Origin of the sequence: Phaeobacter sp. LSS9 (genome assembly GCF_003443595.1) — a bacterium.
Taxonomy (GTDB): domain Bacteria; phylum Pseudomonadota; class Alphaproteobacteria; order Rhodobacterales; family Rhodobacteraceae; genus Phaeobacter; species Phaeobacter piscinae.
The window spans coordinates 1419069-1440062 of the sequence record NZ_CP031956.1 but is presented as its reverse complement, the minus strand read 5'-3'; the positions used below and the strand labels follow the sequence as shown (position 1 = coordinate 1440062).

21 protein-coding genes are annotated in these 20994 nt (G+C 60.3%); 13 read left to right on the top strand and 8 right to left on the bottom strand.

Annotated features, from left to right (window positions below):
* Positions 1-124: 124 nt before the first annotated feature.
* A complete protein-coding gene (locus D1820_RS06855) occupies positions 125-910 on the top strand; it encodes a crotonase/enoyl-CoA hydratase family protein (protein WP_118070080.1) in 786 nt (261 codons plus the stop codon).
* A 130-nt stretch (positions 911-1040) separates the two neighbouring features.
* Here D1820_RS06855 and D1820_RS06850 read toward each other — a convergent pair whose 3' ends face one another.
* The 3 genes from D1820_RS06850 to secG form a co-directional block, all read right to left on the bottom strand.
* The gene (locus D1820_RS06850) at positions 1041-1943 is read right to left on the bottom strand and encodes a fructose bisphosphate aldolase (RefSeq protein WP_118068324.1); all 903 of its coding nucleotides are present in this window, start codon (positions 1941-1943) and stop codon (positions 1041-1043) included.
* Positions 1944-2135: 192 nt separating this feature from the next.
* Positions 2136-3779 (bottom strand): CTP synthase, encoded by a 1644-nt coding sequence (locus D1820_RS06845; protein WP_118068323.1) that lies wholly within the window; start codon positions 3777-3779, stop codon positions 2136-2138.
* A gap of 262 nt (positions 3780-4041) precedes the next feature.
* Entirely contained in the window at positions 4042-4404 is a 363-nt protein-coding gene (gene secG, locus D1820_RS06840) for a preprotein translocase subunit SecG (RefSeq protein WP_014875296.1), read from the bottom strand.
* A 249-nt stretch (positions 4405-4653) separates the two neighbouring features.
* On the opposite strand from secG, the gene nthA reads away from it, so the two are divergent.
* The 6 genes from nthA to D1820_RS19090 all read left to right on the top strand — a co-directional run bounded on the left by nthA (position 4654) and on the right by D1820_RS19090 (position 9209).
* A complete protein-coding gene (gene nthA, locus D1820_RS06835) occupies positions 4654-5280 on the top strand; it encodes a nitrile hydratase subunit alpha (RefSeq protein WP_118068322.1) in 627 nt (208 codons plus the stop codon).
* Positions 5277-5981, top strand: coding sequence for a nitrile hydratase subunit beta (gene nthB / locus D1820_RS06830; RefSeq protein ID WP_118068321.1), 705 nt, complete (start codon positions 5277-5279; stop codon positions 5979-5981). Before nthA ends, nthB begins: the two co-directional genes overlap by 4 nt.
* Positions 5978-6334, top strand: coding sequence for a nitrile hydratase accessory protein (locus D1820_RS06825; RefSeq protein ID WP_118068320.1), 357 nt, complete (start codon positions 5978-5980; stop codon positions 6332-6334). Before nthB ends, D1820_RS06825 begins: the two co-directional genes overlap by 4 nt.
* Positions 6335-7268: 934 nt before the next feature.
* Positions 7269-7946: a hypothetical protein gene (locus D1820_RS06820; RefSeq protein WP_118068319.1), complete on the top strand. Its 678-nt coding sequence runs from the start codon at positions 7269-7271 to the stop codon at positions 7944-7946.
* A gap of 11 nt (positions 7947-7957) precedes the next feature.
* Positions 7958-8959 (top strand): hypothetical protein, encoded by a 1002-nt coding sequence (locus D1820_RS06815; RefSeq protein WP_118068318.1) that lies wholly within the window; start codon positions 7958-7960, stop codon positions 8957-8959.
* A 91-nt stretch (positions 8960-9050) separates the two neighbouring features.
* Entirely contained in the window at positions 9051-9209 is a 159-nt protein-coding gene (locus D1820_RS19090; RefSeq protein WP_162894078.1) for a hypothetical protein, read from the top strand.
* 31 nt (positions 9210-9240) lie between these two features.
* Here D1820_RS19090 and D1820_RS06810 read toward each other — a convergent pair.
* A protein-coding gene (locus D1820_RS06810) for an IS3 family transposase (RefSeq protein WP_118068317.1) occupies positions 9241-10367 on the bottom strand; the annotation gives its coding sequence in 2 pieces (ribosomal slippage) (positions 9241-10103 and positions 10103-10367; 1128 coding nt in all).
* Positions 10368-10706: 339 nt separating this feature from the next.
* On the opposite strand from D1820_RS06810, the gene D1820_RS06805 reads away from it, so the two are divergent.
* Together D1820_RS06805 and D1820_RS06800 are read left to right on the top strand one after the other, a co-directional pair.
* Positions 10707-12020 (top strand): adenylosuccinate synthase, encoded by a 1314-nt coding sequence (locus D1820_RS06805; RefSeq protein ID WP_118068316.1) that lies wholly within the window; start codon positions 10707-10709, stop codon positions 12018-12020.
* Positions 12020-12265, top strand: a complete 246-nt coding sequence (locus D1820_RS06800; protein ID WP_118068315.1) for a DUF2842 domain-containing protein — start codon at positions 12020-12022, stop codon at positions 12263-12265. The genes D1820_RS06805 and D1820_RS06800 overlap by 1 nt, the downstream gene beginning before the upstream one ends.
* A 171-nt stretch (positions 12266-12436) precedes the next feature.
* On the opposite strand, the gene D1820_RS06795 is transcribed toward D1820_RS06800, so the two are convergent.
* On the bottom strand, positions 12437-14740 hold the full coding sequence (locus D1820_RS06795; RefSeq protein WP_254683373.1) for a chemotaxis protein CheA: 2304 nt from the start codon (positions 14738-14740) through the stop codon (positions 12437-12439).
* Positions 14741-14801: 61 nt separating this feature from the next.
* On the opposite strand from D1820_RS06795, the gene D1820_RS06790 reads away from it, so the two are divergent.
* Positions 14802-15467 (top strand): thiamine diphosphokinase, encoded by a 666-nt coding sequence (locus tag D1820_RS06790; protein WP_118068314.1) that lies wholly within the window; start codon positions 14802-14804, stop codon positions 15465-15467.
* A gap of 67 nt (positions 15468-15534) precedes the next feature.
* Here D1820_RS06790 and D1820_RS06785 read toward each other — a convergent pair whose 3' ends face one another.
* From D1820_RS06785 to D1820_RS06775, 3 genes are all read right to left on the bottom strand, one after another.
* Positions 15535-16497: a DMT family transporter gene (locus D1820_RS06785; protein ID WP_118068313.1), complete on the bottom strand. Its 963-nt coding sequence runs from the start codon at positions 16495-16497 to the stop codon at positions 15535-15537.
* Between the two features lie 112 nt (positions 16498-16609).
* Positions 16610-17983 (bottom strand): L-serine ammonia-lyase, encoded by a 1374-nt coding sequence (locus D1820_RS06780; RefSeq protein WP_014875278.1) that lies wholly within the window; start codon positions 17981-17983, stop codon positions 16610-16612.
* Positions 17983-18690 carry a glutathione S-transferase family protein gene (locus D1820_RS06775; protein ID WP_118068312.1) on the bottom strand — a complete coding sequence of 236 codons (708 nt, stop codon included), beginning with the start codon at positions 18688-18690 and terminating at the stop codon, positions 17983-17985. Before D1820_RS06775 ends, D1820_RS06780 begins: the two co-directional genes overlap by 1 nt.
* Before the next feature lie 182 nt (positions 18691-18872).
* Between D1820_RS06775 and D1820_RS06770 the strand changes: the two genes are divergently transcribed.
* The 3 genes from D1820_RS06770 to D1820_RS06760 all read left to right on the top strand — a co-directional run bounded on the left by D1820_RS06770 (position 18873) and on the right by D1820_RS06760 (position 20883).
* Entirely contained in the window at positions 18873-19259 is a 387-nt protein-coding gene (locus tag D1820_RS06770) for a hypothetical protein (protein WP_040174062.1), read from the top strand.
* Between the two features lie 206 nt (positions 19260-19465).
* A complete protein-coding gene (gene rpiA, locus D1820_RS06765; RefSeq protein ID WP_118068311.1) occupies positions 19466-20254 on the top strand; it encodes a ribose-5-phosphate isomerase RpiA in 789 nt (262 codons plus the stop codon).
* A gap of 65 nt (positions 20255-20319) precedes the next feature.
* Entirely contained in the window at positions 20320-20883 is a 564-nt protein-coding gene (locus D1820_RS06760) for a hypothetical protein (RefSeq protein ID WP_205521400.1), read from the top strand.
* The last annotated feature ends 111 nt before the right edge of the window (positions 20884-20994 follow it).

Below are 20994 nucleotides of genomic sequence, written 5' to 3'. Positions count from 1 at the left end.
GATCGGACCCTCTCGGGCAAGCGCAGGTCACAGCCTGCCGCTTTGCCCCGGCGTTACGCTGGCGCGGGCCGGGGATCCGGGGCAGTCTGCGGCCAAGAGAATGTCCGAGAAAGAGGGGGCCAACATGGCACGGGTATCGGTAGAGATCGAAGACCACATCGCACGGGTGACGCTGACCCGCGGCGACAAGATGAACGCGCTGGACAGTCAGATGATCGAAGAGATTATTGCCGCAGGCGAAAGCCTGATGGACAGCAAGGCGCGGGTGGTTGTGCTCTCGGGCGAGGGCAAGGCGTTTTGCGCCGGGCTGGATCTGATGAGCTTTGCCCAGATGGGGCTGCAAAATCCCGAAGAGTGGCTGATGAGCCGCTCTCACGGTGATGCCAATCAGGTGCAACAGGTGGCGATGGTCTGGCGGCGGCTGCCAATGCCGGTGATTGCAGCGATCAATGGCGTGGCCTTTGGCGGCGGGCTGCAACTGGCGCTGGGGGCCGATATCCGCATTGCCGCGCCGGATGCGCGGTTTTCGGTCATGGAGATGAAATGGGGTATTGTTCCCGACATGGGGGGCATGGTGCTCTTGCCGCAGCTGTTGCGGTCCGATGTGCTGCGCCGGCTGACCTATACGGCGGAGAAGGTCTCGGCGCCGCAGGCGCTGGACTGGGGGCTGGTTACGGAACTGGCCGAAGATCCCGTCGCCCGCGCCCATGAGCTGGCGACTGTGATTGCAGGCCAAAGCCCGGCCGCCATCCGCGCGGCGAAAGCGCTGATCGAGACGGCCGAGGCCAGCACCGACAGCGCCGAGGTGCTGCTGGAGGAATCCCGCGTTCAGGTCGGTCTGATCGGCAAGCCGGAGCAGATGGAGGTGGTCGCCGCCCAGATGCAGAGACGCGCGCCCAAATTCGACTGAGCCCGGCGTCGGCCACGTCCGAAATAAACCGGTGCTGAAATGAACCCGTGATGAAACGAAAAAGAGCCGCGCCGGGATCTGACCGGCGCGGCTCTTTTCTTAGTGTCTTGCCCCGTCAGGGGCGCGCGCGTCAGATCGAGGCGCGATAGATCTTGTCGATGTTGGAGCCAAGCGCCGCGTTATAGTCCTCATCGCTCATGGCCACGTTCAGACCTTCGGTCAGGGCGCGGCTGAAGGAGGCGATCATGGTCTTGTTCTGGGTCAGCTTCTCGCAGGCGTCATCGGTGGTGTAACCGCCGGACAGGGCCACGACGCGCACCACATTGGCGTGGGCTGCCAGATCGTCATAAAGACCGGCCTCGGTCGGGATGGTCAGCTTCAGCGCCACTTTGGTCTCGGCGGGCAGGGCGTTCAACTCGGCCATGATCGCGTCTTTCAGCAGGGCTTCTGCCTCGGCTTTGGTGGCGGAGTGGATGTCCACTTCAGGTTCGATGATCGGCAGCAGGCCGGCAGCGGCAATCTGGCGACCGATGATGAACTGCTGACCCACGACATTCTTGATGCCAGTGGCATTCGCTCCCTTGATGACGGAGCGCATCTTGGTGCCGAAAATCCCGGCCTTCACCGCGCGCGACAGCAGCGCATCAAGATCAGGCATCGGTTTCATGGTCTGGGCGTCGTCCGCCTCATCCGCGAGACCTTTGTCGACCTTGAGGAAGGGCACCACACCGCAAGTGTTCCAGAGGTAGGCCGGCACCGGGGTACCGTCGATGGCCGCATCCATGGTCTTTTCAAACAGGATCGCGCCGAGGATCTTGTCGCTGTTGAAATCGGGCGCGGTGATGATGCGGGCGCGCATCTTCTGGATCTCGCCGAACATCTCGTCGTCATTGCCATAGGCGTCTTCGGTCACACCATAGAGCGCCAGCGCCTTCGGGGTAGAGCCGCCGGACTGATCGAGCGCCGCAATAAAGCCCTTGCCGTTTGCGATACGATCAAGCTGTGCGGTCTGGGTCGAAGTTTCTTGCGCCATAGGTCGGGTCTCCACGAAAAGGGATTGTCTGTCTGGCACCGTCTATACCGCGCCTGCGGCAGGAAACAACTATTAGCATCAGGTGGTTGCGCTAACGCCGTCGCTAACATGACGCGTGGGTAAGAAAAAAGGCAGACCGCGCGGGCCTGCCTTTTACGTTGTAATGATCTGTGGCGCATGCGGCGCCGGGCGTCACACCAGACGCGAGGCTTCCTTGGCGGCGCGAACGAAATCGTCGAACAGCGGGTGCGGATCAAACGGTTTCGATTTCAGTTCAGGATGGAACTGCACGCCGATGAACCAGGGGTGATCCGACCATTCGACGATTTCGGGCAGGCGACCATCGGGGGACATGCCGGAGAATTTGAGGCCGCAGGCCTCCAGCTGCTCGCGGTATTTGGTGTCCACCTCATAGCGGTGACGGTGGCGTTCCTCGATCTTGGTGGTGCCATAGACCTCGGCCACTTTGGAGCCTTCGGCCAGCGTGGCGTTGTAGGAGCCCAGACGCATGGTGCCGCCCTTGTCGTCATCGACCTTGCGCGCGACAGTGTGGTTGCCCTGCACCCATTCTTTCAGGTGATAGACCACCGGCTCAAAGCGTTTCTTGCCCGCCTCGTGGTCGAATTCTTCCGAACCCGCCTCGGAGATACCTGCAACGTTGCGCGCCGCTTCGATCACCGCCATCTGCATGCCGAGGCAGATACCCAGATAGGGCAGCTTGTGCTCGCGGGCATATTGCGCCGCCTTGATCTTGCCCTCGGTGCCGCGCTCGCCAAAGCCGCCGGGCACCAGAATGGCGTTATAGCCTTGCAGGTAGGGAGCGGCATCTTCCTTGTCGAACAGCTCGGCGTCGACCCATTCGATCTTCACCTTCACGCGGTTGGACATGCCGCCATGGGTCAGTGCCTCAGCGATGGATTTATAGGCGTCTTCCAGCTGGGTGTATTTTCCCACGATGGCGATTTTGACTTCGCCTTCGGGGTTGTAAATGCGGTCGGCCACATCTTCCCAACGCGACAGCTTGGGTTTCGGGGCAGGCGCAATGCCAAAGGCATCCAGAACTGCCTGATCGAGACCTTCGCGGTGATAGGCCAGCGGCGCCTCATAGATGGATTTCAGATCCTGCGCGGCAATCACGCTGTCGGCGCGCACGTTGCAGAACAGCGCCAGTTTTTCGCGTTCCTTATGCGGGATCGGACCTTCGGAGCGGCAAACCAGAATATCGGGCGCCAGACCGATGGAGCGCAGCTCCTTCACCGAGTGCTGGGTCGGTTTGGTCTTCAGCTCGCCGGAGGCCTTGATATAGGGCAGTAGGGTCAGGTGCATGAAGATACACTGGCCCCGCGCCTTGTCATTGGCGAACTGGCGGATAGCCTCAAAGAAGGGCAGCCCTTCAATGTCGCCGACGGTGCCGCCAATTTCGCAGAGCATGAAATCCACCTCATCTTCTCCGATAGAGATGAAGTCTTTGATTTCATTGGTTACATGCGGAATGACCTGAATGGTCTTGCCGAGGTAATCGCCGCGGCGTTCCTTTTCCAGCACGTTGGAATAGATCCGGCCCGAGGAGACCGAGTCGGTCTTGCGTGCGGCCACGCCGGTGAACCGTTCGTAGTGGCCCAGGTCGAGATCGGTTTCGGCGCCGTCGTCAGTTACGAAGACTTCGCCATGTTCGAACGGGCTCATCGTGCCCGGATCGACGTTCAGATAGGGGTCCAGTTTGCGCAGGCGGACGGAATAGCCGCGCGCCTGAAGAAGTGCCCCAAGAGCGGCGGATGCCAGCCCTTTGCCCAGAGATGATACAACACCGCCAGTAATGAAAATGAAACGCGCCATGAGTGTTCGGCTGCCCCCGTGAGAAGTCAGAATTCAGCTGCCCGGCGGTTGCAGAAACCGCAGCATCACGGGGCTTTACGTATAAAGGATTCGCGCAAAATGCGCAAGCAAGCCGCAAGATGCTGTTACGGCTGCTTTTGTTCATTCTAAGTGTAGTGGATTCTCGCGAATCCCGCGTCAGACGCAGTGGTCATTGTCGGATCTGCCCAAAGCGGTGAGATCCGCCGGGCCGATCCAAAGGTCCGGACCCGAAGGGCCGAATTTAGTCTGCGCTGGGAACCAGCGGTGCGTTGTCGCCCTGAACCGGCGGCAGCAGATCGCTGCCGAGCGGCGCTTCGGGGGCATCAGCGGCACCCTCTGCGGCAGGGGCGCTCAGGCGGTCGGCGACCGAAGAGCCTGCGGATTTCTGTGCCGCCAGAATGGTCAGCGTGATCGAGGTGCCGATAAAGGCCACGGCCAGGATCCAGGTCAGCTTGCTCATCGCGGTGGCTGCGGCCCGGCCAGACATGGCCCCGCCACCGCCGCCGCCCATGCCAAGGCCGCCGCCTTCGGAACGCTGCAAGAGGACAACGGCAATCAGCCCCAAGGCCAGAAGAAGATGGATGATGAGTACGACGTTTTCCATAGGATCCTACGGCGGTTGGCTGAGTATCGGGCGGTAAATAGGGAAGATTGCTCTGAGGGGCAAGGGCTCAGTTTGCCGAAGCGTGGAGAACGCGGCGCTGTGGCCTCTGAGGCGGCTGAAATGTGCAGGAAATAGCGCAGGATCGGCGCCTGCGGGAGGAGTTGGTGGCGCCTTGCATCAGGCCCGCTGATCCCATCCATGACGGATTGTGACTGGACAGGTTTGCGCTGTGGCGGGCAGTCTCACCCCATGCCTCATGATCACGCTGACGCCCCGCATAGCCTCTTGCCCTCGGATCCTGCCCTGCGCGTCAAGGCGCTGGAAACCCTGCTGACACAAAAGGGGCTGATTGATCCGGCCGCTCTGGATGAGATTATCGACACCTATCAGAACCGTATCGGTCCTGCGAATGGCGCGCGGGTGGTGGCCCGCGCCTGGCACGATCCGGACTTCAAGGCGGCGCTGCTGGCTGACGCCGATCCAGTGCTGGCGGATCTGGGCTACTATGGCCGTCAGGGCGAGCATATGGTGGTGGTGGAAAACACCCCCGCGCAGCACAATATGGTCGTCTGTACCCTGTGCAGCTGTTACCCGTGGCCGCTCTTGGGCATTCCGCCGGGGTGGTACAAATCGGATGCCTACCGCGCCCGCGCCGTGCGTGAGCCGCGTCGGGTGCTGGCGGAGTTTGGCGTGACCTTGCCTGCGGACACATCGGTGCGGGTCTGGGACTCCACGGCCGAGGTGCGCTATCTGGTGCTGCCGATGCGACCCGAGGGCAGCGAAGGGATGAGCGAAGAACAACTGGCCGCATTGGTGAGCCGTGACAGTATGATCGGCACAGGATTGGCGATCGCGCCGGAGGTGGCGGCGTCATGAGCCGGGTCCATGACATGGGGGGACGATTCGGCGATGGGCCGGTGACGCCTGAACCGCAGGGCGCCCCGGTTTTTGCCGAAGACTGGCACGCCCGTGCGCTGGCGATAACGCTGGCCTGCGGCGCGTTGGGGCAGTGGAATATCGACACGTCGCGCCATGCGCGCGAACGGCTGGCACCGCTGGATTACACGCGGTTTTCCTACTACGAGAAATGGCTGGCGGGTTTGGCAACGCTGCTGGTGGAAAAACAGGTGCTGAGCGCCAAGGATCTGGCCACAGCCACTGACGGCAGGGATGGCACGGGCGCAGATCGCGCGGCCCCGCATCCGCTGGCTGCCCGTGCCCTGAAGGCGACGGATGTGGCCGCAGCACTGGCCAAGGGTGGTCCGGCAGATCGCCCCAGCGATGTCGCCGTTGCCTTTGCCCCCGGTGATCCTGTGCGCTGTCGCCGCCCCGGTGGCAATCGGTTGGTGGCGGGTGGTCACACGCGGCTGCCGACCTATGCGGTCGGGGCGCGGGGGTGGATTGTGCGGGTGCATGGGACGCATGTTCTGCCTGACAGTGCCGCCCATGGTCTGGGCGAGGCACCAGAGCCGCTCTATGCGGTGGCCTTTGCGGCATCGGACCTGTGGAGCGCGCCGGAGCATCCGGGTGACGAGGTGGTGCTGGATCTGTGGCAGAGCTATCTGGAGGCGGTATGAGCGGATTTGAGAATTTGGCACAGGCGCAACCGGACCCGGCCTTCGGGCAACCCTGGCACGCGCAGGTCTTTGCGCTGACGGTGCATCTGAATGAACGCGGGGCGTTTTCCTGGGGCGACTGGGTGGCGCGGTTTTCTGCGACGCTGCGTCGTCACGGGTTGGCGAAGGATCTGAATGGTGGCGAGGATTATTTTGCCGCCTGGCTGGAAACGCTGGAACACTATCTGGCCGAGGCTGGAACAGTGGCGGTTGAGGACGCCGCGGATATGCGCCTGAAATGGGAGGCGGCCTATCTCACCACGCCTCATGGCCAACCGGTGCGGCTGGCAGAGCCCGCAGCGCAGGAGGGCTGAGCCCGCGTTATGCACAACGGGCGGGGCCGCTGCGGCGGGTTCATAAACAGGGTGTTCAGACACTGTTGGGGGCATGGTGCTGTGTTGGTGTCTGCGGCTGGATGTCTCCGGTGTGACCTCTTGGTCTGATGGGGTTTATTCGGTGTCTCCTCTTACGGATGAAGAGAAAAGAGGGCGGCGCCGCCGCTAAAGCTCTGGTCAGGCCCGGGTGGGGCCTGGCGGACAGGATATCCTGATCTGCCCCCGCATTGCCTGGCGTGCCAACTGCGCTCAAACGCAGCACCCTGCGGATGCGGAGCCGATCTTGGGTCGTCTTGGTTGGTGGCGCAGCAAGGCGGTCACGCCGACTGCGCAGAGTTGATCGATCAGCGGTCAGTCTGGCAGATTTGCGGGTAATGATCGTGAAGAGGGCGCGCGGTGGCTGCACAACGGGTCGCGCAGGAAGTGGGCTTTGCGAGGTTTGGCCAACGGTCCATGGACCACCTTCGTGACAGGCAAGTCGGATGTCCGTTCCCAGCCCAAAGCAGACATTCGTAGAGTCGGCGGCGCTACCATGCCGCAGGTGCGTAAACGCCAGCCAGTTTTCCCGAAAGCAGACGTGCAAAGGTAAGTCACTATCCCAGCTGGTGCTGCGAGGGTCATCAGCGATGTTGATGCGCCGTTACAAACGATGCGGCCGGATCGAGCTCATATTCGAAGGGTTCAAGCACTGGCGGTGAAGGACCAACACACATCGAATGCCTTCTATAGCCTTCTATAGCCTTCGAACTTGACAAAAACCATAACCGTTCTTGACACCTATTGGCTACTATTTGCAGCACCCTTCTTGCATGAGATGTAGTCCAACAATACAATCGGCATGTTACAGCATCAGATCGATGCGATACCTACCTTTTGTCGGATAAGGTTAAGATCTTTACACTTTAGAATCGCAATGAAAAGTATTAAGTTAATAATTACCTACATATTGACGTCAATTTTTTATGCGAATGGAGTCTGCGCGGAAACATCAGGCGACATCTCTATCTTCATCTCAGGTGAAACAATTAGGATCCCGCTGACAGAAAATTTATATAAAAAAGATACTTACCAAGCGCTAAAGCAAGAATGTGGGGGTAAGCCTATAGCATTCAGTGAGGTTATAATTCTAAACTCAGTACCCGGCACCAATCCCATTCTGGAAACTCTGCTCGATCAAAATAGCAATTTTCGCATAAGTCAAATAGGATTCGGATTTATCGCTGAGGAGGAGTTGGTGGAATGGCCGAGCAAACACCCACGCTTTGAAGTGTCTCGACGTGGCAATAAAATTTTTCTTGTAAACACGCCAGATCTTTTTGGGAATGAGGTAAAGGTAACTTGCCGAGCCAATCTACCAATCTATTCTGATGATGATAATTCTTATGCCTGCCTGGGCATTGGTGTTCGGCCCAGCGGCATGATTATTGATTTTTCTTTTTTTACGGGAGAGGATTTGAAAGGGCATTGGCCAAAGCCGCCAGATATGGCAATGGAGTTTGACGACTTCAGCTGGAGCGAGTCACTGAGTGTTATCGAAAAGTCAATTGAAAATAGAGTTTACTCACTAGAGGAAGACGTATTGTGCAACTAAGTGCAATCTAAATGGAATTCATTTCAGCTCTGATGGAAGGAAGCTTCACTGCAGAGTATGTCAATGGTTTGACGGAGGATCTATTTCCATTAGCGACTGGGCTTATAACAGAAGGTATTATTGACAGCCATCCAGAAGCAGCATTCTACCTTGCGCTTGCTGTGATGGTCGAAGGGCGACCAGGTGTGGAACCCCCTGTCTGGCTTTGGCTGCGAGGCGCAGCAGAAGTAAATATTGGTGTTGGAAATCAAGCAAACTTTATTCGAAATTACAATAACTCACAAGCCGGAGCACGTACCGGAGATTCGGTGTCATTTGATGAGATGAGTGATATCTCAAATATAATGGCACAAAGACTATTTCTCGGCATAAAGAGAAGCTCTGGAGTCATTCCTGATTTGAATTTCATTGCGGAGAACGATGCGCGTGCGGCGGCAGGGATATTGTTTCAAGACGGCGATTTCGGTGGATGGGCCGGATCCCCACTGTTCTTGGCGCTCGGGATCAACGACTACTTTAATAGATATATTGTTGGCGACCGAAACGGTACTTATGACGCATTTGCAATGCTCAAGTTCATGCTTGAAAGTTACCAATCTGCCAACATCGTTGATGCGCTGCTACAAATCTACCAGTGCCCAGATGGAGCTGATGTGGCTGTTACGGCTGTGGCTAGCTTGGCTACGTTTCTGGAAGAGCATTATGGAGTAGACGGAACAAACCTACTTGCGTACTTAACCGTTGGTGCAGATATTAAATTGGGCAAGTTGGGTTCAGACGACACGCTCTCTGCGACTGATGAAATGGACGCCATTCATGGCGGCGCTGGGAACGACACCGTAATTGGTGGGAGTGAGCAAGCCGGATTTTTTGACGGTAACGACCTTTTAGATGGTGGAGACGGTTTGGATGAAGTGACTTTTAACCAAGTCATCGAAACCAAAGCGTTAACTGAAACATTTACGTTTTTAGGTGGCGGAACATCCGAGGACATAAGTTCTGTGGAAGCCTAAAAAAGGCGTTTTTTCTCAGATTGCAGGTTTTGAAACGCTAGAACTGGGAAAAAGCAACGACATTGTACGCATAATAGATGCCTCTGATGTTATGACTATTGATGCGAGTTCTGAAATCGAGGGCGCTGGTGATATTTTCGATCTGAGCCAACTAAAAATCGGAGCTACGGTCGACATCCAAGAAGAAGCGCTCGAATTTTCGGGGATTCATGTTGAAGTTATTGATTTTGAAACAGTGTTGGGATCTTGAGCAGCCCCACTTGAGTGGTCCAAATTAAAAGTTAGTGCATAGTTGGCCTTTGGTCCATCGAGACGATGGTCTCTGGAGCCGGTGGGCGGTAGCCCAGAGCACTGTGGGGTCTTTTGGTATTGTAGTGTTTCCTCCAGCTTTCGATGATAATTTGCGCCTCACGCAGCGAGTAGAAAACTTCCCCGTTCAGCAGCTCGTCGCGCATTCGCCCGTTGAAGCTTTCGCAATAGCCATTCTCCCAAGGTGACCCTGGTTCAATGAACGCAGTTTTGGCCCCGACAGCTTTGATCCAACCCCTGACAGCCTCCGCGATGAACTCTGGGCCGTTGTCAGATCGGATATACGCTGGGACACCACGCAATATGAACAGGTCCGTCAGCGCGTCGATGACCTCGGTCGAGTTCAGCTTTCGCTTCACCCGGATCGCAAGACACTCCCGGCTGTGTTCGTCCAGGATGTTCAATGTCCTGAACGCCCTGCCATCATCTGTCCGGTGATGCACGAAGTCGTATGACCAAACGTGATTGCGATACTCTGGCCGCAGCCGGACACATGATCCGTCGTTGAGCCAGAGCCGTCCCTTCTTGGGTTGCTTCATTGGAACCTTTAGCCCCTCTCGCCGCCATAGACGTTCGACACGTTTATCGTTCACCTGCCAGCCTGCGTCTCTCAGCAGAGCGGCAATCCGACGGTAGCCGTATCGTCCATACTGGCGTGTCAGCTCGATCATGTCCGCAACCAGACGGTCTTCGTCAGCCCGACCAACCGGCTCTCGTCTCTGTGTGGATCGATGCTGGCCCAGGACGCGGCAAACGCGACGCTCGGAAACCTTCATTTGGCTGCGCACAAGATCGATGCAGGCGCGGCGGCGCGAGGGGCTCAGAAGTTTCCCTTTGCGGCCTCGGACAGGATCAATTTGTCCAACGTCAGGTCCGATACCGCCCTACGCAGGCGCTCGTTCTCCTTCTGAAGCCGCTTCAGTTCCTTAAGCTGCTCTGTACCCATGCCACCGTACTTCTTCTTCCAGCGGTAGTATGGTTGTTCAGTCACGCCGATCTGTCTGATTGCATCAATCCGGGGCATGCCTTGCCCCATCAGCACTTCAACCTGCCGCAACTTCACGACAATCTCTTCGGGCTTCGGTCTCTTATTGGCCATCTATGGTCCTCCGCTTTCCTAAACATAGGGGCGGACCACTTCATGGGGGGAGGCTCACCACTGTCGCCTGCGGAAAACCTGACTGCCCTGCGCGCGCGTGGAGGTGGGGCTGAGGCGGTCTCGTGTTTCGCGCGCGGCTTTGCGCCGGGGGGAATCGACGGGCCTCAGGGGCGTGCGCCGGGGCTGGGGGCGGCTTGTGGCCTGTTTCGGAGGGCTCAGCGGCCTAAGATCCTGTGGAAAAGCGGTGCGCAGGCGCGGTGCGGCGAAAAACCGGTTCCCCTGTCTGCGCTGCCTCGTTATACGGAGCGTCGGTTTCAACCAGCATACAGAGGACCTGAGATGGCCAATGTCGTGGTAGTCGGCGCCCAGTGGGGTGACGAAGGTAAAGGCAAGATTGTCGATTGGCTCAGCGAGCGCGCTGATGTCATTGCGCGTTTTCAGGGCGGTCATAACGCCGGTCATACGCTGGTGATCGACAGCAAAGTCTACAAGCTGCACGCGCTGCCCTCGGGTGTGGTGCGCGGCGGCAAGCTCTCGGTCATTGGCAATGGCGTGGTGCTGGACCCCTGGCACCTGATGAAAGAGATCGAGACCGTGCGCGCGCAGGGCGTGGATATCTCACCTCAGACGCTGATGATTGCAGAAAACACGCCGCTGATCCTGCCGCTGCATGGCGAGTTGGACCGGGCGCGCGAAGAGGCGGCCTCCAAGGGCACCAAAATCGGCACCACCGGGCGCGGCATTGGCCCGGCCTATGAGGACAAGGTGGGCCGCCGGGCGATCCGCGTGGCGGATCTGGCGGATGAGGCGACCCTGATTGCCCGCGTTGATCGTGCGCTGCAGCACCATGACCCGCTGCGCAAAGGTCTGGGCATTGAGGCGGTGGACCGTGACGGGCTGATTGCTCAGCTGAAAGAGATCTCCAACGCGATCCTGCCCTTTGCCGCGCCGGTGTGGAAAGTGCTGAACGAGAAGCGCAAGGCAGGCAAACGGATCCTGTTTGAAGGGGCGCAGGGCGCGCTTTTGGATATTGATTTTGGGACCTACCCGTTTGTGACCTCCTCCAATGTGATCGCCGGTCAGGCGGCCACAGGTGTGGGCATTGGTCCGGGCTCCATCGATTATGTGCTGGGCATTGTGAAGGCCTATACCACCCGTGTGGGTGAGGGGCCGTTCCCGACCGAGCTGCTGAATGCGGATGGCACCCCGGATGCAGATGGCGAGCGTCTGGGGACCCGTGGTCATGAGTTTGGCACCACCACCGGCCGTCAGCGGCGCTGTGGCTGGTTTGATGCCTGCCTCGTGCGTCAGACCTGTGCCACCTCCGGTATCACCGGGATTTCGCTGACCAAGCTGGATGTCCTGGACGGGTTTGAAACCCTGAAAATCTGTGTCGGCTATGAGCTGGACGGCAGCCGTCTGGACTATCTGCCGACCGCAGCTGACCAGCAGGCGCGTTGCACCCCCATCTATGAAGAGATGCCGGGCTGGAGCGAGAGCACTGAAGGGGCGCGCAGCTGGAACGATCTGCCGGCCAATGCCATCAAATACGTGAAGCGCGTGGAAGAGCTGATCGACTGCCCGGTTGCGCTTTTGTCCACCAGCCCGGAGCGGGACGACACCATTCTGGTGACCGATCCCTTTGCTGACTGATGTCTGACGAAAGTGGTCTGAGCTACAAGGCGCGGCGGCGTTTGACGCTGGTGATCCTGCTGATCGGCATGCCGCTCTATATCGTGCTGGCGGTCAATGTGATCAGCTGGCTCGACCGGCCCTCGCTGCTGGTGGAGTTGGTGGTCTATGTCCTATTGGGGGTGTTGTGGATCCTGCCGTTCAAATTCGTCTTTCGCGGTGTCGGCAAGGCGGATCCCAATGACCCGGATCAGGATCAGGGCTGAGTTTATGATATTGGCGGGGAAGGGGCGCTGCCCCTCTTGACCTTGCGGTCAATTCACCCCGGAGTATTTGTGGAAAGATGACGGGCGGTTTGCCCTGAACATCTTGCCCTAGACAGAAAGAAGGCGGCCTTTGCGGGCCGCCTTTTTCATGTGTTGCACGGGGGGCAGGGATCAGCCAACAGCGCGGTTGCCGGGTTGAAAGCCGATCTGGCCGGAGGCGGTGAAGCGACCGTTGTCGGCGCGTTCAATCTTGCCCTCGCGCAGCAGCTGGCCAAAGCTGCGCAGCCCGTCTTCTCGGTTGAACTCGGTCCCGTCGACGCCGCGAACCTTGTTCATCAGCTGTGGGCGGGAGAAGTGATCGCGCCCTTCCACAAAGCTCATGTAGGCGGCAGCGGCTTCGAGCAGCTCGCCAAGTTCGACTGCGCCGGTTTCTTCGGCGTAGGCGGCAAAGCCGCCTTCGGTGGCGCTGGTTGCCGGGGCGTCTTCAGCCAGGATCGCAGCGGAGACCCGGCGCGGGCGTACTGGTGCGGCTGGGGCGGCACTGCTGTCGTCGATGCGCTGCTCCTGTACCAGTTTCAGCGGTGCCGGGCGGCTGGCGGGTTTGGCGGGGCGCTGGTCGGCGCCGCTGCGGCCCTCACCGCTGGAGGTCGGGCGGGCATCGGGGCGGCGCGGGCGCACCACGCTGGCCAGATCATCGCGGTAGACCTGCGCGTCATCCTTGTTTTCCAAGGCGCCACCAGCGCTGCGTTCGGTGGAGGCCGCGGCCATCACGGCGCGCAGCTGGCTGTAGGTTTCGCGCGAGGTGCTGTTTTCGGGGTCTTCCAGACGTTCGTCGGCGGCGGCCATCAGGCGGGCAATATCGCCGTCGGCGGTGCTGGTGGCGCCGCGTTTGGCGCCCGGTTGCGGCGCCACGGATGCGGCGGCCTCCTCCGGGGTGCTGATGGGTTGGGGGGCCTCTGTCAGCTGCGCAGGGTGCTGGCGCGTTGCCCTGTCGTCGGGCTGCGGCTCAGCGTTGTCATCTTCGTCGTCATAGGCCGCCTGCGTATCTGAGATATCATCGATATCGTCATCACCGAGCAATTCCGCCTCTACGGCGGCGAGTTCGGCCAGCAGTTCGGCCTCGTCATCGGGGGACAGGCTGCTGTCGGCGGCAGGTTCTGGCGCGGGTGTGCTGATCTGGGGGGCCGGTGCGGCGGTGCTGTCAGCCGCGGGGGCGCTGGCCTCTTCATCGACCGCTTCCAGCGTGCCGCTGGCCATGGCGCCTTCTATCTCGCGACGTTTGACGCGCAGCACGCGGCCCCGCTTGCGCGGCGTTTCGGGTTTTGCGGGTGCGGCCGCGTCAGCTGTGACCTCAGTCTCTTCGGTCTCTTCGGGCTGGGAGTTTGCAGCGGGCGTATCGCTGTCCTGTTCGGCGGCGATATCATCCAGACCGTTCCGATCATCGCTGGTCTCTTCGTCTGAGGTGTCATCCTCAGCCTCGGCTGTGCTGCTGTCGGCGAAGAACGCCTCAGCGCCTTCGGGCACGTTGGGGATGGCCGGCGTGTCAGAGGCGTCAGTGTCTGTTCCAAGGTCGAGGCGGTTCAGCGCCTCGGCGATATCGGCGTCGCTGTCGGCATCGGCGGTTTCAGTGGGGGTCTCGTCCACGCTCTCTGCATCCACCGCATCGTGATCGGCGGAGAGCGCATTGGTAATGTCTTTCACCGCGTCTTCGCGCGCCTGTTCGGCGTGCTGATCTTCGGTGAACTCCTCCGTTGGGGTCTTGGCGACAACCGCGCGAATGCGGCGCAGCTTGGCGGCGATGCTTTCGGCGGAGCTGTCAGTCTCGGCCTGAGCGGGATCGGCCTGGATCGTCTCGGGCTCCACAGTCTCGGCCACAGCCGTATCAGCCGACGCGGCGACGGGTGTGGAGGGCGCAGTCTGTTGCACAGGCTGCAGCGGTACCTCTGCCACTTGAATGGGGGCCTCGGCGGCGGGCTGGATCTGCGGCGCGCCAGGCGCGGCTTCAACGCGTCTGGCGGTCGGCTCAACCGGATCTGCGGCGGTGACCGGAGCCGCAGTCGGGGAGGCTAGGGCGCTGGGAGCGCGGTGCTGCGGAGCATCACCTGCGGGCTGTGTTGGCGTTTCGGCGGCGGGGCTGGTCAGGGTGGCGGCGCGCAGGTGGATGCCTTCGGCGCTGGTGCGGGCCTCGACCTGGCGGGCAACCTCACGCTGGGCAATCCGGGCCAGCATCTCGGCGTCCGGCTGTGGCGGTTCTGCCCCGAAATAACGGTCATCGGAGGCGAGATCGCGAAAATACTCCGCAATCGCCTTCATGGTGCCAAATGAATCGTCGAACCCTTCCAATGTGCAGGAAAAAGTCCCGTAGGAGACTGTCAAAACCTTGTTGTTCTGTACCATCGGATAGGTGTCCTCGCCAAAGTCATTGCCGCTCACGTTGATGGCGCAGGGGGTCAAATTGCGCCCGAATCCGTGCAATTGATCGTATCATTTTGTGTTCAGATTGTGGTCTGTTTCCTTTTCTGCCAGTAATCCCGGTATGAAAGAGCTGATTGTTGAACGGGTTGAGCCGGTGACGCTGGTTGGCGCCGGGGTGCTGGGACCGGATGATCTGGAGGCGGCGCTGGCGCTGGCCCCGGTGTTGGTCGCGGCGGATGGCGGGGCGGCGCATGCGCTGGCGGCGGGGCATCACCCGGTGGCGGTGATTGGCGACCTGGATTCGCTGGCAGCGGAAGTACAGGCGGATCTGGCGCCGGGGGCGCTGCATCATGTGACCGAGCAGACCACCACAGATTTCGACAAGGCGCTGCGGATGATCGGCGCGCCGGTGGTGCTGGGAGTTGGATTTCTGGGCGGCCGGATCGACCATCAGCTGGCCGGATTCAACACGCTGGTACAACCCCATCCCAGTCCCTGCGTGCTGCTTGGCCCGCAGGAGGTGGTGTTCCATCTGCGCGGTGAGATCGCGCTGCCGCTGACGGCGGGGGAGGTGGTGTCGCTGTTCCCGATGCAGCAGGTCACCGGCTGGTCGGAGGGGCTGGCATGGCCCATCGAGGGCTTGCGGCTGGATCCGATGGCGCGGGTCGGGACCTCTAACCGGGCGACGGGGCCGGTGCGGCTCAGGGCGGATGGGCCGGGGATGCTGGTTATTTTGCCGCGGGCCCGGCTGGCGGATGTTGTGGCCGCGTTACAGGCGCAGGCCTGATACGCGGGCCTTTTCCTGTCTCGCCTTGTCTTAAGCAATCTTGTTCTGGCCTAACCGGCCGAGCCGATCAGACCGCCGGCTGTTCGGGTGCGATTGGCGGGTCCTTGAGCAGGAGCGCGGCCCTATCGGCGGCGGCCTTTTGCAGCTGGATCTGGCGTTCGCGCAGGATTACGAAGAGACCGGCGGCAATGGTGATCAGGATGCCAATTGCGGCGAGGCCGTTTGGCAGCTCATCAAAGATCCACAGGCCAATCAGGGCTGCGACCGGAATTTCCAGGTACTGCATCGAGGCCAGTGTGGCAGCGGGTGCGTAGCGCAAGCTCCATGTCATCAGCAGATGCGCGGCGGTGCCCAGCAGGCCGATTGCGGCCAGAAGGCCCCATTGCTCAGCATTTGGTGTGATCAGCGTCAGCACCGGACTATCCGTGATCTGGCCCAGCAGCAGCACGGGGGCCAGTAGCACGCAGGCCATGGTGCCGGAGACCGCCTGAAGGCCCACTGGATCGGTGTCCTTGGCGATCTGGCGGGTGACCAGCATGAACAGCGCAAAGATCACCGCCACCATCAGCGGCCAGAGCGCGTGCCAGCCGACCGTTACAAAGCTGGGCTGGATCACCAGAAGTGTGCCGCCAAATCCGACAATGCAGGCCAGAAGACGGATCATGCCCACCTCTTCGCCCAGCACATATTTGCCGAGGAGCAGCATGATGAAAGGCATCACAAAGGCAATCGCCACCGCATCCGCAAGCGGCAGGTATTTCAGCCCGGTGAACATGGCACCAATGCCCGCGATATGTAGCAGCGTGCGCACAAAGGTGAGGCGCAACACGCGGCCCTGCATCCGCCAGATGCGGCCTGTCGCCCAGATCAGCGGGGCCAGCAGCAGAACCTGAGCGGCAAAGCGGACAAACAGCATCTGTCCGAGGGGAATATGTGCGCCCAGGAGTTTGGCCACCGCATCCCCCATCGGGGCGGTGATGCAGAAACCAAGCATCAGGAGGATGCCGAGAGAGGGGCGGTCATGTGTCATGCGGCCACGCTAGGCGCGGGCGCATGGGGATGCAAGCAGGGGTTGCGATTTGGATCTGGCGGGATGCGTGTTGAGTGTGATCTGCGTCCCGCCAGAAAGAGGTCCTGTGTTCTCAGCAGTTCGGCACGTTCACCGCAAGGCCGCCGAGCGAGGTTTCCTTGTACTTGTCATGCATGTCTTCGCCGGTCTGGCGCATGGTCTCAATACAGGCATCCAGCGGCACGAAGTGCTGGCCGTCACCGCGCAGGGCGAGAGAGGCGGCGGAGACCGCCTTGATCGCCGCCAATCCATTGCGCTCGATGCAGGGCACCTGCACCAGACCTTTCACAGGGTCGCAGGTCATGCCCAGGTGATGCTCCAGCGCGATCTCAGCCGCGTTCTCTACCTGTTCGGGTGTGCCACCCATCACCGCGCAGAGACCCGCAGCGGACATGGCGGCGGCTGATCCAACTTCGGCCTGACAGCCTGCCTCAGCACCCGAGATAGACGCGTTGTATTTCACGAGGCCCGCGATGGCGGCGGCGGTCAGCAGGAAATCCTCGACATGGGTCTCAGACGCGCCTGGCACGTGGTCGAGATAGTAGCGAATGACAGCCGGCAGGGTGCCTGCGGCGCCATTGGTGGGGGCTGTGACAACCTGTCCGCCAGCGGCGTTTTCCTCGTTCACCGCCATCGCATAGACGCTCATCCAGTCATTGATGGTGTGGGGCGCGTTGATGTTCATGCCGCGTTCGGCCTGCAGGGCATCGTGGATCCCCTTGGCACGGCGGCGCACATTGAGGCCACCGGGCAGAATGCCGTCCCGTTCCAGACCCCGGTTGATGCAATCGTTCATCACCTGCCAGATGCGGGCGGTGCCTTTGGCGAGGCTGACCTCGCAGCCGCGCGCGATCTCATTGGCGCGTTTCATACCAGCAATGGATTTGCCGCTGGCCTTGGCCATCTCCAGCATTTCGGCGGCGGACTTGAAGGGGTAGGGCACCGGCTCGCCTTCGTCTGTGGCCTTACCGGCAGCCAGTTCTTCCTCCGTGAGGACAAAGCCTCCGCCGATGGAGTAATACACCTGCCGCAGAATCACGTCGCCCTGGGCATCGGTGGCCATCAGGATCATGCCGTTGGCGTGGCCGGGCAGCGCGTGATCATAGTCGAAGATCATATCGGCCTTGGGGTCGAAATGCAGCGCGCCGAGACCTTCGGGGTGCATGGTGTGGGTTTTGTCCAGCTCTGCGAGGAAGGCGACCGCCTTCTCATCATCATAGTCATGGGCGACAAACCCGCCGAGGCCGAGGATGGTGGCACGATCGGTGGCATGGCCAACGCCTGTGAAGGCGAGCGAGCCATGCAGCGAGGCGCGCAGCCCGTGGAATTCAAACGGCGAGGCGCGCATCAGGTCCAGGAACTTTGCGGCGGCCACCATCGGCCCCATGGTGTGCGAGGACGAAGGGCCAATGCCCACTTTGAACATGTCGAAGACGGAGAGGAACATCAGGTGGCTGATCCTTCTGAGGGATTTGCGTAGGATGGCTGGGTAAAGGGTGTCGGGCCGAGGCCTTCGGCCTCGCAGGCGACAGCCACCGCAGCGCGGCTTTCGAGCGTCGCGCAGAGGCGGTGTAGGCTGGGGTAATGCGCCAGGGTGAACCAGGATCTGTCGGCCTGCGCCGGATAAAGCGCCATCCAGCGTATCTGGCAGGCCAGATAATAGTCCAACACCGAAGGGTGCACCGCACCAAACCATGAGGGGCGGGCTGCGGCGGCCTGGTCGAGGTGGGTGAGATGCTGATGCAGGCGCTGACGCAGCACATGTTGCAACTGTGCCTGCTGGTCGGCGTCCGGGCCGATGTATTTCTTGGGATAAAACAGCATCCGCAGATCTGCGTGCAGCGTGTTGGACGCAAAGAACAGCCACTTCAGGAAGGCTGCGCGGTCTGGGCTGCTGGGGGGCGGGGCCAGCGCGCTGTGCCGTTCGGACAGCCATAACAGAATGGCGGCGGTCTCAAACATTGGCCCGTCCGGGGTTTCCAGCACCGGAATCAGCCCGTTCGGGTTCAGCGCCCGGTATTCCGCGCTGGTCTGCGCCTTGGCCCTGCGATCAACCAGTACGCATTCATAAGGCTGGCCAAGCTCCTCCAGCACCAGCCGGATGACCAGCGAGGCGTTATCGGGAGCGTAATGGAGGCGGTAGCTGTTCATCATGGAACCATTCTAAGCTGTCTGCAGGCGTTGGTAACGCCCGTTTCCGACGTTTCCAATAGGAAACACGCAGTTTGCGCAAACCTTCCGGCAGGGTCGCAAGTGGAGGCTTGGTGTACGGAATGAAATGCTTATGCTCCGGTTGTGAGAGGCAGCGCCGCTGCCGAGCCAGACGGAGTGACTGGATGTCCCGCCCTTCATTTGACGATCTCAACGACTGCCAGAAACTGCTGTTTGGAAATGGGGTTGGGCCCTACTGGCTGCCGGAGCGGATGCGAGAGTTGATTACCGAGACAGCCAGCTGGTTTTTTTGCGATGCCAGCTGGCGGCACCATGACTTTGGCTATGCGGTCGGCGGCGACCGCTGGGACCGGGCGCGCTGCGACTGGAAGTTCTTTGTTGCGATGCTGCATGACGCGGTAACGCAGCGCTGGCCATGGGCGTTGGTGACGGTGCCAACGGCAGTATTGCTGAGTGTTCTCTTCTATCTGGCGGTGCGATTGGGGGGCCAGTTTGGATCTTTTGATTACCGCGAAGACTATGCCACGCTGGCAGAGATCCTTGCCGAGTGAGGCACTTGCAGTGGCGAGACGTGGCGATCTGACGCCGGGTCTCGGCAGGCATCCGGTCACCGATGCTGGTCAGACCTACGTGGCCGCGCTGCGGTTTCGCGGCACTGGTGCTATGGGAAACTCGCGCAGCGCCCCCTCGCGTCTGTTGGCAACAATGCGTATAACACATTGAGAACACGTCAATGCAGTCTCATGGAGTCGCGGTCATGACCGGAGAATTATCCCCCATCGACAAGGCCAAATTTGTTGCCGCCAAACGTGCGGCGGAGATGGTTGAGGATGGCATGCGGGTGGGGCTGGGCACAGGCTCCACAGCTGCCTGGCTGGTGCGCTGTCTGGGTGAGATGGTGCAGAACGACGGTCTGCGGATCAAAGGCGTGCCGACCTCCACCCGCACGGCGGAGTTGGCCCGCGATGTGGGGATCGAGATCCTGACGCTGGATGAGGCGAAGTGGCTGGATCTGACAATTGACGGCGCTGATGAATTCGACCGCGATCTGAACCTGATCAAGGGCGGCGGCGGGGCGCTGCTGCAGGAGAAGATTGTCGCCACCGCCTCCGACCGGATGGTGGTGATTGCCGACAAGGCCAAGGAGGTCGAGAGCCTTGGAGCGTTCCCCCTGCCGGTGGAGGTGATCCCCTTTGGCTGGCAGACCACGCAGGCGCTGCTGGAGGAGACTTTGGTCGCGATGGAGGTCATGGGCCGCAAGACGACACTGCGGATGAACGGGGATGCGGCGCTGGTGACGGATGAGGGCAATCATATTCTGGACCTGCACCTCAATCGCATTGGCAATGTGCGGCAGATGGCGCTGGTGCTGAACCAGATTCCGGGCGTGGTTGAGAATGGTCTGTTCGTCGACATCTGCGACACCGTTGTGGTGGGCTATGGCGATGGCAAGGTTGAGGTGCGCGACATCAATGAAGGCACAGTGGAGACTGACCGGCTTGATTTTGTGGAGACCGAGAACCTGTTTACCGATCTGAGTGACTGAGGCGAGACGAATGAGGCTCGTCGACTGGACCTTTCTTGAGATACTGCTGTATTTGGGTCCATATGATGACGAAGTTCTCTCAAATCAGGCCTGCTGTATCTACCGATGACCCTTCGCAGACGCATGAACCGGTTTCGCTGTCGGTAAAGCTGCGCGTGCCGGTGAAACTGCTCTTGCTGTTCTCACTCGCACTGCTCCTGATTGAGGTGGCGCAAAAATTCGACTGGTGGGGATTGGACCAGAGCGGGTACGAGGTCCCTTACATAGGACCTTTGACCTACATAAATATCGTATTGTTTTGGTGCGTTATATCGGGCGGCCTGACTCTCAGCTGGGCGGAGGTTTCCTCAAAAGGAATTGCTACACGCAGGGTCTTGCGTTCATCCTCCTCTACGATCCCCTGGTCCAGAGTTGTTGCTGTTCAGGAAAAGCCTGTAGCTCTGCGCTTGTTCCCCTCCGCACCCTACCGGTCCGCGTGGATCCTTGTGCGTCTGGAAGACGGTGCATTGACCAGACTGCGATGCCCGCTGGAAAACGGCGATGCAAAAGAAACGCGACGGTTTCAGGACGCGTTTGCGTCGTATTGGCCGGATTTGCCCTCGCCGGATGCCAAGGCGGCTTTAGGCTAGACCGGTTGTTGCTATCGCCCCGGTGCTCTTCACGCGGTTTTCACGGTTTCGCGAGTACACCGCCCTCAGGCATTATAAACCGGGCAGCGCACCCCCACCTGCGAGACTGGC